Raw genomic sequence first — 14,897 nt, forward strand, 5'->3', positions numbered from 1 at the left:
TTTTTCGAGGTGGAACATGGCATTGCAGACGGGACTCTACCGGCACTACAAGGGTCAGCAGTATCGGGTGCTGGGTCTGGCCCGGCATTCGGAGACCGAGGAAGAGCTGGTCATCTATCAGGCGTTGTATGGCGAATATGGTCTCTGGGCCCGCCCCTTGAGCATGTTTCGCGAGAGCGTCCAGGTCGATGGCGAGCAGGTGCCGCGCTTCGCGTTGATCAGCGTCGAAGCCGATCCCTTGGGTCTGGATGCCACGCCGCAGCCTTGACCTTGCCGACATCGCCACTATATATAGCGGTGCCGCGTTGGCCGACCGCCCCCGGCGCACCAGACTGAAGTCGTTCTGGTCCTCCATCCGCCGTATTGGCGCTCGCCTTTCGCTCGCTCATCGCTTTCAAGCAGGAATCTGACTCTCCCATGGGTAAATCGCTGGTCATCGTGGAATCCCCGGCCAAGGCCAAGACCATCAACAAGTATCTGGGTAACCAGTACGTGGTGAAGTCGAGCATCGGCCACATCCGCGACCTTCCCACCAGCGGCGCCGGCACCGCCAAGGAGCCCGCCGCCAAGACGCGCAAGACCGCCGCCGAGGCGCCCGCGCTGTCACCCAAGGAAAAGGCCCGGCGTCAGCTGTTCGCCCGCATGGGTGTCGATCCCGAGCACGGCTGGAAGGCGCACTACGAAATCCTGCCCGGCAAGGAAAAGGTGATCGAGGAACTGCGCCGCCTGGCCAAGGACGCCGACACCGTCTATCTCGCGACCGACTTGGACCGCGAAGGGGAGGCCATCGCCTGGCACCTGCGGGAAGCCATCGGCGGCGACGACTCGCGCTACAAGCGCGTGGTCTTCAACGAGATCACCAAGAAGGCCATCCAAGAGGCCTTCTCCCAGCCCGGCGAACTGGACATCAATCGCGTCAACGCCCAGCAGGCGCGGCGTTTTCTTGACCGCGTGGTCGGCTACATGGTCTCGCCGCTGCTGTGGTCGAAAATCGCCCGTGGCCTGTCCGCCGGTCGAGTTCAGTCGGTAGCGGTCAAGCTGGTGGTGGAGCGCGAGCGCGAGATCCGCGCCTTCGTCCCCGAGGAATACTGGGAGATCCACGCTGACCTGGCCACGCCGAAAAAGGCCCAGGTGCGTTTCGAAGTGGTGCGCGAGAAGGGCGAAGCCTTCAAGCCGCTGAACGAAGCCCAGGCCAGGGCCGCCCTGACAAAGCTGGAAAAGGCCGCCTATCGCATCGCCAAGCGCGAAGACAAGCCGACCAGCAGCAGGCCCTCCGCGCCCTTCATCACCTCCACCCTACAGCAGGCGGCGAGCAATCGCCTGGGCTTCGGGGTGAAGAAGACCATGATGATGGCCCAGCGTCTCTATGAGGCCGGCTACATCACCTACATGCGTACCGACTCGACCAACCTGTCGGGCGACGCCATCGCCATGGCCCGTGGCTACATCGAGAGCGAATTCGGCAAGCAGTACCTGCCGGAAAAGGCCAACGTCTACGGCAGTCGCGAAGGCGCCCAGGAGGCGCACGAAGCCATTCGTCCGTCCGATGTTAACGTCAAGCCCAACAGCCTGTCGGGCATGGAGCGGGACGCCGAGCGGCTGTACGAGTTGATCTGGCGCCAGTTCCTAGCCTGCCAGATGCCGCCCGCCGAGTACCTGTCCACCACGGTGACCGCCGCGGCGGGCGACTTCGAGCTGCGTGCCCGCGGTCGCATCCTCAAGTTCGATGGTTACACCCGCGTCCTGCCGCAACAGGGCAAGCCGGGTGACGACGACGTCCTGCCGGAGATGAAGCAGGGCGAGGACCTCGGCCTGGTCAAGCTCGACCCGAGCCAGCACTTCACCAAGCCGCCGGCCCGCTTCTCCGAAGCCAGCCTGGTCAAGGAGCTGGAGAAGCGCGGCATCGGCCGGCCGTCCACCTACGCCGCCATCATCTCCACCATCCAGGATCGTGGCTACGTGACGGTGCACAACCGCCGTTTCTATGCCGAGAAGATGGGCGACATCGTCACCGATCGCCTCAACGAAAGCTTTGCCAACCTGATGGACTTCAGCTTCACTGCCAACATGGAAGGCAACCTGGACAACGTCGCCCAGGGCGAGCGGGACTGGAAGAATCTGCTCGACGAATTCTATGGCGACTTCAAGCAGAAGCTGGAGAACGCCGAAGCGGGCGAGAAGGGCATGAGGGCCAATCAGCCCACCCTGACCGACATTCCATGCCAGCTCTGCGGCCGGCCGATGATGATCCGGACCGCCTCCACCGGGGTCTTCCTCGGCTGCTCGGGCTATGCCCTACCGCCCAAGGAACGCTGCAAGGCCACCATCAACCTGGTGCCGGGCGACGAGATCGCCGAAGACGACGAGGGTGAGTCCGAATCGCTGGTCCTGCGTGGCAAGCATCGCTGCCCCATCTGCAGCACCGCGATGGACGCCTATCTGATCGACGAGCATCGCAAGCTGCACGTCTGCGGCAACAATCCGGACTGCCCAGGCTACGAGATCGAAGAGGGCAGCTATCGCATCAAGGGCTACGAAGGCCCGTCGCTGGAATGCGACAAGTGCGGCAGCGAGATGCAGCTCAAGACCGGCCGTTTCGGCAAATTCTTCGGCTGTACCAATCCGGCCTGCAAGAACACTCGCAAGTTGCTCAAGAACGGCGAGCCGGCTCCGCCGAAGATGGATGCCGTGCCCATGCCTGAGCTGCGCTGCGAAAAGGTCGACGACACCTATGTGTTGCGCGACGGGGCTTCGGGCTTGTTCCTGGCCGCCAGTGGCTTCCCGAAGAATCGCGAGACCCGTGCGCCGTTGGTCAGTGAACTGCTGCCCCATCGCGACGAGATCGATCCCAAGTACCATTATCTGCTGAGTGCCCCGATGAAGGACGCCGAAGGCCGCCCGGCGGTGATCCGCTTCAGCCGCAAGACCAAGGAGCAGTACGTGCAGACCGAGGTCGAGGGCAAGCCCACCGGCTGGAAGGCCTTCTACGACGGCAAGAAGTGGCAGGTGGAAGAGAAGCGCTAGGGCCTTTGGCTCCGGCGCGAGACAGGTGGTCGGCGTGAGCCGGCCTGAGGAGAAGGGCATGGCCAACGAGCGTTACACCCGTACCAACCAGAAGATCTATTTCGCCGGTCTGGCGCTGGACAGCTGGCGCTCGGCTCAGGCGGCACCCTCCGCACAAAGCCAGGGCCGCATCATGGCCGAGCGCGAGGCTTGCCTGTTTCACCTGCATGGCGCCCTGCTGGGGCTCTGTCAGGAGGTGGCAGGCTTCTACCGTCATCCCACCATGGAAGCCACGTCGCTCGCCGTCCTGCTCTCACCCGACGCCTTGAATGAGGCGCCCAGTCCGGAGATGGGTGAACTGGTGGAGCTGGCTGAAAATTCGGAGACTTGGCTGGCGCGGTTGATCGCCGAATACCAGCGGCTGTTGCAACCGCCCCAGGCGCCGCGGCGGCCCAAGCAGGACCCGACCTTGGCCCTCATCGAAGCGGTCAGCCTGGAACCGGCCGAGCCGGAACTGGGTCTTGAAGAAGTGGAAGCCTGGCGCGAAAGTCTCAAGCAGACGGCGCTCAGATTCCGCGGCGCCATGACCGAGTGGTAGGAGCCGTCCAGCTAGCATGCCGCATAGGCCGTCAGGACGATGGCCTTGCAGACCGTCGAAAAAGGCTCAGGCAAGTCAGCCTCCCAGACCCCACGCTGTTACACTATCCGCTTAGCTGTGGAGATACTGAATGACTACTGCCTACCTGGAAATCGTTGAACTCTCCGATGGTCGCATCGTGTTGCGCCGTGCGGACGACGAGGAAGCCCTCGTGACCCTTGAGTTTTCCAGCGATGCCAAGGATTTCCTGCATGGACAGCAGATAGAGGTGGCCAAGGCCATGTTCAACCTGGGCGTGCAGATGGCGGGTCGCTTGGCCGAAGGCGACAGCCTTCAGCGTGACGATCAACCCCGCGTCCTGCACTGACTCTCCGCCTGATCCGGCATTCCGTGCGGGAATGCCGCCGCTACATCCCTTCCTGCCCGCTGCCTAGGCGAATCTGACGTTCAGACTCTGGCTGTTGCCCTGGGCTGCGGCGCGTGCCAGTTGCTGCTTGCCCGCATCGCTGAGGTCGTGCAGCCAGCTGATCACCGTATGACTCTGCCCCTTGCGCAGCACCTCGCAGGCCAGTTGCAGCGTCTTGGCCGCGCTCGGCGTCTGCAGCAGGAGCACCCGTTCCGGATTCAGATGGGTACTGCGCAACCAGGCGTTGCTGAGCAGCGACGGCGGCGTGACCAGGGTCAGCCAGCGAGCATCGTCTTTGTCGCTCAGCTGGCGCAGGATGGGCGCCAGCAACTGCAGGCACTGTTCCTGGCTACCGTGCAGGGACATCTCGCTGAAGGTGTCCGGCAGCGGGGCGGCCGGCAGCTCCCGGGCCGGCTTGCCGGCCTTGGGCAGAAAGGCGGTCAGCTCCTGCAGCAGGAGCTCAGGTGCCAGATCCAGCTCTTGAACCAACGAACGCGGGGCATCGAACATCAGGGGAAATTGCATGGCGACCTCCTGGAGGCGACTCGATCAAATCCACTTGAGGTCATGTACCACGGATACATGACGTCACTGTGCTCAGCCTGGTCTTGAGCGCTTTTTCGGAGCGCGAACCGATACCCCCGATCAAGACTTCGGCGTAAGGCAAATAGCGGTGACAAGAGGCTGGCCCGCAGGCCAGCCCTAGACGTTAGCGGCGGATGACGCCAACGCTTAACCCTTCGATGGCGAATTCCTGGGTGGAAAGATCGACTTCGATAGGGGCGAACTCGGGATTTTCCGCCAGCAGGGTGACCTGGTTGCCCGAGCGCTTGAATCTCTTCACGGTGACTTCGTCGCCCACCCGGGCCACGACGATCTGGCCATTGTGCACCTCACGGGTCACATGGACGGCCAAGAGGTCGCCATCGAGGATGCCGACGTCTCTCATGCTCATGCCCTTGACCTTGAGCAGGTAGTCGGCACGGGGCTGGAAGAAGGCCGGGTTGATGGCGCAGTTTTCCTCGACGTTCTGCTCGGCCAGGATGGGGGCGCCCGCGGCGACCCGACCGATGACCGGCAGGCTCTCGTCGGCCTTGCGCGTGGTATCCAGACCCGGGATGCGGATGCCACGGGAGGCGCCCGGCGTCATCTCGATGGCGCCCTTGCGGGCCAGGGCCTTGAGGTGCTCCTCGGCCGCATTCGGCGATTTGAAACCAAGCTCCTGCGCGATCTCCGCGCGGGTAGGCGGAAAGCCATTGGCTTCGAGGCAACGCTTGATGAAGGCCAGGATCTCGGCTTGTCGCGGTGTCAGTTTCAGCATGATGCACGTCGCGTCGTCTAATGATGCTGTGATTATATACAGTAACTCCAGGTGGTAGGCAAGGGCACCTGGCCCGGCTTCGGACGACAGGCCGGATTGGTGGCGAATAGCTCGCAAACAGCGGAAATACGAGTGCTCCAGCGCTTTCGGGTCAGGCTCACCGCCCGAACTGCGATTGACTTGGATAGCGTTTGAAACATATGTTTCAAACGGAAATTCATCTATCGAGGAAGGTCATGGCGCAGTCGGATACCGTGGAGCGCATTCTGGATGCGGCCGAGCAACTGTTCGCCGAGCGCGGCTTTGCCGAAACCTCGCTGCGACTCATCACCACCCGCGCCGGGGTCAATCTGGCGGCCGTCAACTATCACTTCGGCTCCAAGAAGGCCCTGATCCAGGCGGTGTTTTCGCGCTTTCTCGATCCCTTCTGCTTCAACCTGGAGCGGGATCTGGATCAGTGGCAGCCGAAGAGCGGGGAAGAGGTGAGCCTGGAGGCGCTGCTGAATCTGCTGGTGGACCACTCCCTGGCCATCAAGCCACGGCATGGCAATGACCTCTCGGTGTTCATGCGTCTGCTGGGTCTGGCGTTCAGTCAGAGCCAGGGCCACCTGCGCAAATACCTGGAACAGACCTATGGGCGTGCCTTCCGCCGCTTCCTGCTGCTGGTGAACCGCGCCGTGCCCGAGATTCCGCCCCTGGAGCTGTTCTGGCGCGCCCACTTCATGCTGGGCGCGGCGGTGTTCAGCATGTCCGGCATCAAGGCACTGCGGGCGATCGGCGAGAACGATTTCGGCGTCGATACCCACACCGACCAGGTGCTGCGGCTGATGGTCCCCTTCCTCGCCACCGGCATGCGGGCGCCGACGGCGATGCACGCACCGGAGCTGGCCCAGGCCCAGTATCGGCCGCGGCGGCCAGTGGCGGTGGAGACAGCCGAGACCTACTAGGCTGCGGCATCGAGGGTGGCTGGGGTAAGCTTGCGTCCCTTTCACGGCGCCATGCGCCGGAGCATTCGGACGAGGTACCCATGCAAGGCTCCCTGATGGTCGATATCGCTGGCACCTGGCTCACCGCCGAGGATCGTCAGCTGCTGCGCCAGCCAGAGGTGGGCGGACTGATCCTGTTCGCCCGCAACATCGAAACCCCGGGGCAGGTCCGCGAACTGTGCCGCGCGATCCGCGCGGTGCGCCCGGAGCTGTTGCTGGCCGTGGACCAGGAAGGCGGTCGCGTGCAGCGCCTGCGCCGCGACGTGGTACGGCTGCCGGCCATGGGGCAGCTGGGCGGTCGCGCGGACAGCCTGGAATTAGCCCGGCTCTGTGGCTGGATCATGGCGACCGAGATCCTGGCGGTGGGGCTGGACTTCAGCTTCGCTCCGGTGCTGGACGTCGACCATGGGCGCAGTCAGGTCATAGGCCTGCGCTCCTTCGGCGATGCCGAGCAGGTGATCAGGCTGGGCGGTGCCTTCATCGCCGGCATGGGTGACGCCGGCATGGCCGCCACGGGCAAGCATTTCCCCGGGCATGGCTGGGCCGAAGCCGATTCCCACTATGCCATTCCCACCGACGAGCGCGATCTGGACACCCTGCTGCGCACCGACCTGCGCCCGTTCCAGGCGCTGCTGCCAGCGCTGGGTGGCGTCATGCCCGCCCATGTCATCTATCCTGCCGTGGATCCCCAGCCGGCCGGCTTTTCCCGACGCTGGCTGCAGGACATCCTGCGCGGCGAACTGGATTACCAGGGGGTGATCTTCAGCGACGACCTGTCCATGGCCGGTGCCCATGTGGCCGGCGATGCCGGTCAGCGCGTCGAAGCGGCCCTCAGCGCTGGTTGCGACATGGGACTGGTCTGCAACGATCGCGCGGCGGCCGAGCTGGCCCTGACCCGGGTACAGCAGCTGGGCGTCTCGCCCGCGCCACGGCTGGCCAGCATGAGGGCCCGTCGCCACGTCGATCTCGATTATCGGCAACAACCGCAGTGGAGTCTTGCCCTGCAGCGGCTGCGCCAGGCTGAACTCATCTAGAGGACGTATCCATGACTACCTACGCCATCATCGGAGGCACCGGCCTCACCGCGCTCGCCGGCCTGGAGCTGGACCAGGCCCAGACCTTCGAAACGCCCTGGGGAGTGCCGTCGGCCCCCGTGCAGCGCGGTCGCTATGCTGGCCGCGAGGTGCTGTTCCTGGCGCGCCATGGCCATCCCCATCGCCTTCCACCGCACCAGGTCAACTACCGCGCCAACCTCTGGGCGCTCAAGGAGGCCGGTGCCGAGGCCATCCTCGCGGTGAATGCCGTGGGCGGCATTCACGCCGCCATGGGCAGCGGCCATCTGTGCGTGCCCCATCAGCTGGTGGACTACACCTGGGGGCGTGGCCATACCTTCTTCGAAGGCGCGGACCTCGACCATGTCACCCACATCGACTTCAGTTTTCCCTATGACGAGCCCTTGCGTCAGCGGCTGCTGGTTGCACTGCGCACGCTGCAACTGCCGCATAGCGACCACGGCGTCTATGCCGCGACCCAGGGGCCGCGCCTGGAAACGGCGGGAGAAATCGTCCGGCTGGAGCGCGACGGCTGCGACATCGTCGGCATGACCGGGATGCCGGAAGCGGCCCTGGCCCGGGAACTGAGCCTGCCCTATGCCTGCCTGGCGCTGGTGGTGAATCCGGCCGCCGGCAAGGTGCAGCGGGAAATCACCATGGCTGAGATCGAAGCCGTCCTCGCCAGCGGCATCGACGAGGTCCGGCAGGTGCTGGCCGAGGTGCTGACGGGCTGATAGCACCCGAGCCGCTCCCAGGATGACCCGGGAGCGGCTCTTCGCTCAGCTGGCGGCGGGCGTCAGGCGATCGAAGAGGGCTTCCAGGACGTTGAAGCGTTCTTCCGCCCGCTCCATCGGCACCTGGAACTTGAACAGGGTCGCGCCTTCCAGTCGATACTTCTTCGGCTGCGCCTGGATCATCTTCACCAGCACCAGCGGATCCACCTGGGTATCGGCGGCGAATTCCAGCCGCCCGCCCTGGGGTCCCGCATCCACCTTGACGATGCCCAGGCCCTCCGCACGCAGCTTGAGCAGCGTCAGGCGTACCAGGTTCTTGGTCGGTTCCGGCAGGAGCCCGAAGCGGTCGATCATCTCCACCTGCAATTCCTTGAGGGCGTCCTCGTCCGCCGCCGAGGCGATACGCTTGTAAAGGATCAGCCGCGCATGGACGTCGGGCAGATAGTCTTCCGGGATCAGCGCGGGGACGCGCATGTTGATGTCCGGACCGCCACCCAGAGGTTTTTCGAGGTTGGGTTGCTCGCCCTTGCGGATGGCCTTGACCGCGCGCTCCAGCATTTCCATGTAAAGGGTGAAGCCTACCGCCTGGATCTGCCCGCTCTGGCCTTCGCCGAGCAATTCGCCGGCACCGCGGATCTCCAGGTCGTGGGTCGCCAGGATGAAACCGGCCCCCAGGTCCTGGGCCCCCGCGATGGCTTCCAGGCGCTTTTCGGCGTCCGGGGTCATGCCCTTGCGCGGTGGGGTGAGCAGGTAGGCATAGGCCTGGTGGTGGCTACGACCGACCCGGCCGCGTAGCTGATGCAGCTGGGCCAGGCCGAACTTGTCGGCGCGTTCGATGATGATGGTGTTGGCGTTGGGGACGTCGATACCGGTCTCGATGATGGTCGAGGCCACCAGCACGTTGAATCTCTTGTGGTAGAAATCGCTCATCACCTGTTCGAGATCGCGTTCACGCATCTGCCCGTGGCCGATGCCGACCCGGGCCTCGGGCACCAATTCGGCCAGTTCGCGGGCCCGCTTCTCGATGGTCTTGACCTCGTTGTGCAGGAAGTACACCTGGCCGCCGCGCAACAGCTCGCGCAGCAGGGCTTCCTTGATCACCGCGTTCTGCTCCTCCATGACGAAGGTGCGCACCGAGAGGCGCCGTGCGGGCGGGGTGGCGATGATGGACAGGTCGCGCATGCCGGCCACGGCCATGTTCAGGGTGCGGGGAATCGGTGTGGCGGTGAGGGTGAGGATGTCCACCTCGCTGCGCAGCGATTTGAGCTGTTCCTTCTGGCGTACCCCGAAACGGTGTTCCTCATCGATGATGGCCAGGCCGAGGTCCTTGAACTTCACATCGCCTTGCAGCAGCTTGTGGGTACCGATGATGATGTCGATCTTGCCGTCGGCCAGTTCGCGCGCCGCGGCGGCGACCTCCTGGGCCGATTTGAAGCGGCTCATCACCTCGACCCGTACCGGCCAGTCGGCGAAGCGGTCGCGGAAGCTGTTGTAGTGCTGCTGGGCGAGGAGGGTGGTGGGGACCAGCACCGCCACCTGGCGTCCACCGTGCACGGCGATGAAGGCCGCGCGCATGGCCACCTCGGTCTTGCCGAAGCCCACGTCGCCGCAGACCAGGCGATCCATGGGCGTGCCCGCCAGCATGTCCTTGTGCACGGCCTCGATGGCGGCCTGCTGGTCCGGCGTCTCCTCGAAGGGGAAGCCGGCGGAGAAGGTGGCGTAGTCCGCCGCCGGGTCCTTGAAGGCATAGCCCTTGCGCGCGGCGCGGCGGGCATAGATGTCGAGCAGCTCGGCGGCCACATCGCGCACCTGTTCGGCGGCCTTGCGCTTGGCCTTTTGCCAGGTTTCGGAACCCAGCTTGTGCAGCGGCGCCAGGGCATCGTCGGTGCCCGAGTAGCGGGCGATCAGGTGCAGGTTGGCCACCGGCACATAGAGCTTGGCGTCGTCGGCGTATTCGAGCAGCAGGAATTCCTGGGGCTGATCGTCCAGCTCCAGGGTGATCAAACCCATGTAGCGGCCCACGCCGTGGTCGATGTGCACCACCGGCGCGCCTTCGCGCAGCTCGGTGAGGTTCTTGATGACGTTCTCGCCGGCGTCACGACCCTTCTCGCGGCGGCGGCGCTGCATGATGCGCTGGCCGAACAGCGGATTCTCCGGAATCAGGGCGACGCCGGCGTCATCCAGCACCAGACCCTCGTCCAGCGGCGCCAGGGCGATGGCGATGCGCTCGGCACTGGCCTGGAAGGCTGCCCAGCCTTCGACCTGGCCAGGGCGCAGATTCAACCGGGCCAGCAATTCCAGCAGCACCTCGCGGCGTCCGGCGCTTTCCGCGGTGAACAGCACGCGACCGGGGAAGTCGGTGATGAAGTGCTCCAGCGCCGCCAGGGGCTGGCTGGCCTTGGCATCGATGGCCAGATCCGGCAGCGCCCGCGCGGTAAAACGTTCGCGGCCCACACCGGATTCCAGATCGTCCGCACCGATGACCACCCGCGGCCAGGCCTTCAGCCGGGCGAAACAGTCTTCCACCGGCAGGAAGACATCGGCCGGCGGCAGCAAGGGTCGCTCCGGATCGACTCGGCGGTCTTCGTAGCGATTGCGGACGTCGGTCCAGAATTGCTCGGCGGCCTGTTCGATGCCCGGCAGGGAAAACACCTGGGTGTTGGCCGGCAGATAGTCGAAGAGCGTCGAGGTCTCGTCGAAGAACAGCGGCAGGTAGTACTCGATGCCCGCCGGGGTGATGCCGCTGGCGAGATCCTGATAGATGGGGCAACGACGGTAGTCGACGTCGAAGCGCTCGCGGAATCGCGCGCGAAAGCCGGTCACGGCTTCCTTATGCAGTGGGAATTCCCGTGCCGGCAACAGGCGGATACTGTCGACCTTGTCGATGGAACGCTGCGTCTCCGGATCGAAGGTGCGCAGCGTCTCGATCTCGTCGTCGAACAGGTCGATCCGGTAGGGCAGGTTGCTGCCCATGGGAAAGAGATCGATCAAGGCGCCGCGCACGGCGAACTCGCCATGTTCGTACACCGTATCCACATATCTATAGCCGGCTGCTTCCAGGCGCGCGCGGGTGGCTTCCACGTCCAGCCGCTGGCCGACGTCCAGCACCAGGCTGCTGCCGAGCAGGAAGCGCGTGGGTGCCAGGCGGTGTAGGGCGGTCGCCAGAGGGACTACCAAAATACCGTGGGAGAGCTCCGGCAGCCGATAAAGGGTGGCGACGCGCTGGGAGATGATGTCCTGGTGTGGCGAGAAGACATCGTAGGGCAGCGTCTCCCAATCGGGGAAATTCAGCACCGGCAATTCAGGGGCGAAGAAGCGCAGTTCCTGCTCCAGGCGATCAGCGGTCTGGCTGTCCTGGGTGATCAGCAGGGTGAAGCGGCGGGTCGCGGCCTTGGCGGCTTCAGCGATGGCGAGGGCTAGCGCGGCGCCGGGCAGATTGCCCCACTGCTGGCGGCCGGCGGTTTCAGGAATTGACGGGGTACGCAAAACTGACACGCGGGCGGAACTCCGGTGGATTTTGGGAGGGTTGGGATTGTAACGACCGGGCTTTCGCGCTGTCAGTGCAGCGACGCGCGTCGATTGCCTGGGACAGGCAGCGCGGTCATAATGTAGTTCCTTTTTTCAGCTCCTACATAGGGAAGGATTTGTCGTGAGTCAGAAGCCTGAGCAGTGCCTTGAAGAATGGATCGATCGCGAAGCGCTCGCCGAGGCCATGATTCCCCTGATTGGTCAGCTGTACCGTAACAACAATGTTGTGACCTCGATTTACGGTCGCGGTTTGGTCAACCGTTCGGTGATCTCCATTCTCAAGGCCCACCGGTTCGCCCGCCAGATCGACAACGTCGAGCTGTCCGTGCAGGACACCTACCCGCTGGTGAAGGCCCTGAGCGAGCTGGAACTGGGCGCCGCCTCCATCGACCTGGCCCGCCTGAGCCTGAAGTTCAAGGCCGAGGGTGCCGGTCGCGACCTCAAGGACTTCCTGCGCAGCGAGCTGTCCGCCGTGGTCGGCAAGCAGGGCGTCGAGCAGCGCAAGGGCAAGGACGTCGTACTCTACGGCTTCGGTCGCATCGGCCGCCTGCTGGCGCGCATCCTCATCGAGCACCAGGGTAGCGGCGACGGCCTGCGCCTGCGCGCCATCGTCGTGCGCAAGGGCGCCGACAACGACCTGGTCAAGCGTGCCAGCCTGCTGCGTCGCGATTCCGTGCACGGTTCCTTCGACGGCACCATCACCGTCGACGAAGCCAACAGCACCCTGTGCGCCAACGGCACCCTGATCAAGGTGATCTACTCCAACGATCCCACCACCGTCGACTACACCGCCTACGGCATCCAGGATGCCATCGTGGTCGACAACACCGGCAGATGGCGCGATGCCGAAGGCCTGGGCCAGCACCTCAAGTGCAAGGGCGTCTCCCGCGTGGTGCTGACCGCACCGGGCAAGGGCAGCCTGAAGAACATCGTGCATGGCATCAACCATGACACCATCACCGCCGAAGACACCATCGTTACCGCGGCGTCCTGCACCACCAACGCCATCGTGCCGATCCTGAAAGCGGTCAATGACAAGTACGGCATCGTCAACGGTCACGTCGAGACCGTACATTCGTACACCAACGACCAGAACCTGATCGACAACTTCCACAAGGGCGATCGCCGTGGTCGCAGCGCCGCGCTGAACATGGTCATCACCGAGACCGGCGCCGCCAAGGCCGTGGCCAAGGCACTGCCGGAACTGGCTGGCAAGCTGACTGGCAACGCCATCCGCGTGCCGACGCCCAACGTCTCCATGGCGATCCTCAACCTGAACCTGGAGAACGGCACCAGCAAGGACGAGATCAACGAGTACCTGCGTGAAATGGCGCTGCACTCGCCGCTGCACAAGCAGATCGACTTCGTGAACTCGCCGGAAGTGGTCTCCAGCGACTTCGTCGGCTCTCGCCATGCGGGCGTGGTCGATGCCGGTGCCACCATCGTCAGCGACAACCGCGTCGTCCTCTACGTCTGGTACGACAACGAGTTCGGCTACAGCTGCCAGGTCGTGCGGGTGCTGGAAGAGATGGCGGGGGTCAATCCGCCGGCCTTCCCGGCCTGAGTCTTGCGTCCTAGGCAAGGCTGACTTGCAAGAAAAAACGGGAGCCCAGGCGGCTCCCGTTTTCGTTTTGGTCGGGTTTTGCGCCACAATAGCGACCCGTGACAAGAGGTCGCAGCCCCCTGGGGCGATCTCGCGCCGGATCTGGCCTCTCGCGAGGCGGTCCGGCTCCAGCCGTCGCCTGCGGACGGCTAACCTTCTGAGGAGAAAGCATGGCGGTCTATAGCTACGACGTGGTGGTACTGGGTTCGGGACCGGCAGGCGAGGGCGCGGCGATGAACGCCGCCAAGAATGGCCGCCGCGTGGCGGTGGTGGACAATCGCCAGGTGGTCGGCGGCAACTGCACCCATCTGGGTACCATTCCCTCCAAGGCCCTGCGCCATTCGGTCAAGCAGATCATCCAGTTCAACACCAACGAGATGTTCCGCTCCATCGGCGAGCCACGCTGGTTCTCCTTTCCCGATGTCCTGCGCAGCGCCGAGCGGGTGATCGCCCGGCAGGTGTCGTCTCGTACCGGCTACTACGCGCGCAACCGGGTCGACCTGTTCTTCGGTACCGCCAGCTTCGCCGACGAGAACACCATCGAGATCGTCAACCTGCGTGGCGATCTGGAGCGCCTGGTGGCCAAGCAGGTCGTCATCGCCACCGGCTCGCGGCCCTATCGCCCGGTGGACGTGGACTTCAGCCATCCGCGCATCTATGACAGCGACACCATCCTGTCGCTGACCCACACGCCGCGCCGGCTGATCATCTACGGCGCCGGGGTGATCGGCAGCGAATACGCCTCCATCTTCAGCGGCCTCGGCGTGCTGGTCGACCTGATCGACAACCGCGACCAGCTGCTCAGCTTCCTCGACGACGAAATCTCCGACGCCCTGAGCTATCACCTGCAGAACAACAATGTGCTCATTCGTCACAACGAGGAATACGAGCGCATCGAAGGCCAGGAAAACGGCGTCGTCCTGCACCTGAAGTCCGGCAAGAAGCTGCGCGCCGATGCCTTGCTGTGGTGCAACGGCCGGACCGGCAACACCGACCAGCTCGGGCTGCAGAACGTCGGCATCTCGGTGAACAGCCGTGGCCAGGTCACCGTGGACGAGAATTACCGGACTTCGGTCGCCAACATCTATGCGGCGGGCGACGTCATCGGCTGGCCGAGCCTGGCCAGTGCCGCCTACGACCAAGGGCGTTCGGCCTCGGACAATATCCTGCACGACAACAATGGGCGGGTGGTCAACGACATCCCCACCGGCATCTACACCATTCCCGAGATCAGTTCGCTGGGCAAGACCGAGCGTGAGCTGACCCAGGAGCGGGTGCCCTACGAGGTCGGCAAGGCCTTCTTCAAGAGTATGGCGCGGGCGCAGATCTCCGGCGAACCAGTGGGCATGCTGAAGATCCTCTTCCACCGCGAGACCCTGCAGGTGCTTGGCGTGCACTGCTTCGGCGACCAGGCCTCGGAGATTCTGCACATCGGCCAGGCGATCATGAACCAGCAAGGCGAGGCGAACAGCATCCGCTATTTCGTCAACACCACCTTCAACTACCCGACCATGGCCGAAGCCTATCGGGTGGCGGCTTTCGATGGCTTGAATCGGTTGTTTTGACCGAGACGGCTTTACTCTCCGACACAATCGCGGCCATGGGCCGCTCCTACAGGGTGTAATGCTTCTGTAGGAGCGGCCCATGGCCGCGATAATGCGAGTAG

The 14,897-nt window shown here is 64.3% G+C and carries 12 protein-coding genes; 9 read left to right on the plus strand and 3 right to left on the minus strand.

The genetic code is table 11. The features are described 5' to 3' along the window. Positions 1 to 16 precede the first annotated feature (16 nt). The 4 genes from NRG74_RS00420 to NRG74_RS00435 all read left to right on the plus strand — a co-directional run bounded on the left by NRG74_RS00420 (position 17) and on the right by NRG74_RS00435 (position 3,968). Positions 17 to 268 (plus strand): DUF1653 domain-containing protein, encoded by a 252-nt coding sequence (locus NRG74_RS00420; RefSeq protein WP_026083700.1) that lies wholly within the window; start codon positions 17 to 19, stop codon positions 266 to 268. Between the two features lie 149 nt (positions 269 to 417). After that, on the plus strand, positions 418 to 3,024 hold the full coding sequence (gene topA / locus NRG74_RS00425) for a type I DNA topoisomerase (protein ID WP_257705468.1): 2,607 nt from the start codon (positions 418 to 420) through the stop codon (positions 3,022 to 3,024). A gap of 58 nt (positions 3,025 to 3,082) precedes the next feature. Beyond that, positions 3,083 to 3,601, plus strand: coding sequence for a DUF6586 family protein (locus tag NRG74_RS00430; RefSeq protein WP_257705469.1), 519 nt, complete (start codon positions 3,083 to 3,085; stop codon positions 3,599 to 3,601). Between the two features lie 130 nt (positions 3,602 to 3,731). Further along, positions 3,732 to 3,968: a hypothetical protein gene (locus NRG74_RS00435; RefSeq protein ID WP_007162387.1), complete on the plus strand. Its 237-nt coding sequence runs from the start codon at positions 3,732 to 3,734 to the stop codon at positions 3,966 to 3,968. A 63-nt stretch (positions 3,969 to 4,031) separates the two neighbouring features. Here the strand turns inward: NRG74_RS00435 and sulA are convergent, their stop codons facing one another. Both sulA and lexA read right to left on the minus strand, forming a co-directional pair. After that, on the minus strand, positions 4,032 to 4,532 hold the full coding sequence (gene sulA / locus NRG74_RS00440) for an SOS-induced cell division inhibitor SulA (protein ID WP_017639780.1): 501 nt from the start codon (positions 4,530 to 4,532) through the stop codon (positions 4,032 to 4,034). A gap of 184 nt (positions 4,533 to 4,716) precedes the next feature. After that, positions 4,717 to 5,328 carry a transcriptional repressor LexA gene (gene lexA / locus NRG74_RS00445; RefSeq protein WP_026083698.1) on the minus strand — a complete coding sequence of 204 codons (612 nt, stop codon included), beginning with the start codon at positions 5,326 to 5,328 and terminating at the stop codon, positions 4,717 to 4,719. A gap of 236 nt (positions 5,329 to 5,564) precedes the next feature. Here lexA and NRG74_RS00450 point away from each other — a divergent pair, with 236 nt between their 5' ends. The 3 genes from NRG74_RS00450 (at position 5,565) to NRG74_RS00460 (ending at position 8,100) form a co-directional block, all read left to right on the plus strand. Continuing rightward, on the plus strand, positions 5,565 to 6,275 hold the full coding sequence (locus NRG74_RS00450) for a TetR/AcrR family transcriptional regulator (protein ID WP_160923262.1): 711 nt from the start codon (positions 5,565 to 5,567) through the stop codon (positions 6,273 to 6,275). Positions 6,276 to 6,355: 80 nt separating this feature from the next. Next, on the plus strand, positions 6,356 to 7,348 hold the full coding sequence (nagZ, locus tag NRG74_RS00455) for a beta-N-acetylhexosaminidase (protein ID WP_257705470.1): 993 nt from the start codon (positions 6,356 to 6,358) through the stop codon (positions 7,346 to 7,348). Between the two features lie 11 nt (positions 7,349 to 7,359). Next, entirely contained in the window at positions 7,360 to 8,100 is a 741-nt protein-coding gene (locus tag NRG74_RS00460) for an S-methyl-5'-thioinosine phosphorylase (protein ID WP_093255987.1), read from the plus strand. A gap of 45 nt (positions 8,101 to 8,145) precedes the next feature. On the opposite strand, the gene mfd is transcribed toward NRG74_RS00460, so the two are convergent. Next, entirely contained in the window at positions 8,146 to 11,595 is a 3,450-nt protein-coding gene (gene mfd / locus NRG74_RS00465; protein WP_026083697.1) for a transcription-repair coupling factor, read from the minus strand. A gap of 154 nt (positions 11,596 to 11,749) precedes the next feature. Here mfd and NRG74_RS00470 point away from each other — a divergent pair, with 154 nt between their 5' ends. Together NRG74_RS00470 and sthA are read left to right on the plus strand one after the other, a co-directional pair. Further along, positions 11,750 to 13,192: a glyceraldehyde-3-phosphate dehydrogenase gene (locus NRG74_RS00470; RefSeq protein ID WP_017639775.1), complete on the plus strand. Its 1,443-nt coding sequence runs from the start codon at positions 11,750 to 11,752 to the stop codon at positions 13,190 to 13,192. A gap of 209 nt (positions 13,193 to 13,401) precedes the next feature. Then, on the plus strand, positions 13,402 to 14,796 hold the full coding sequence (sthA, locus tag NRG74_RS00475) for a Si-specific NAD(P)(+) transhydrogenase (protein ID WP_064309428.1): 1,395 nt from the start codon (positions 13,402 to 13,404) through the stop codon (positions 14,794 to 14,796). Positions 14,797 to 14,897 lie beyond the last annotated feature (101 nt).

This window comes from Pseudomonas oryzihabitans (assembly GCF_024652905.1).
GTDB lineage: Bacteria > Pseudomonadota > Gammaproteobacteria > Pseudomonadales > Pseudomonadaceae > Chryseomonas > Chryseomonas benzopyrenica.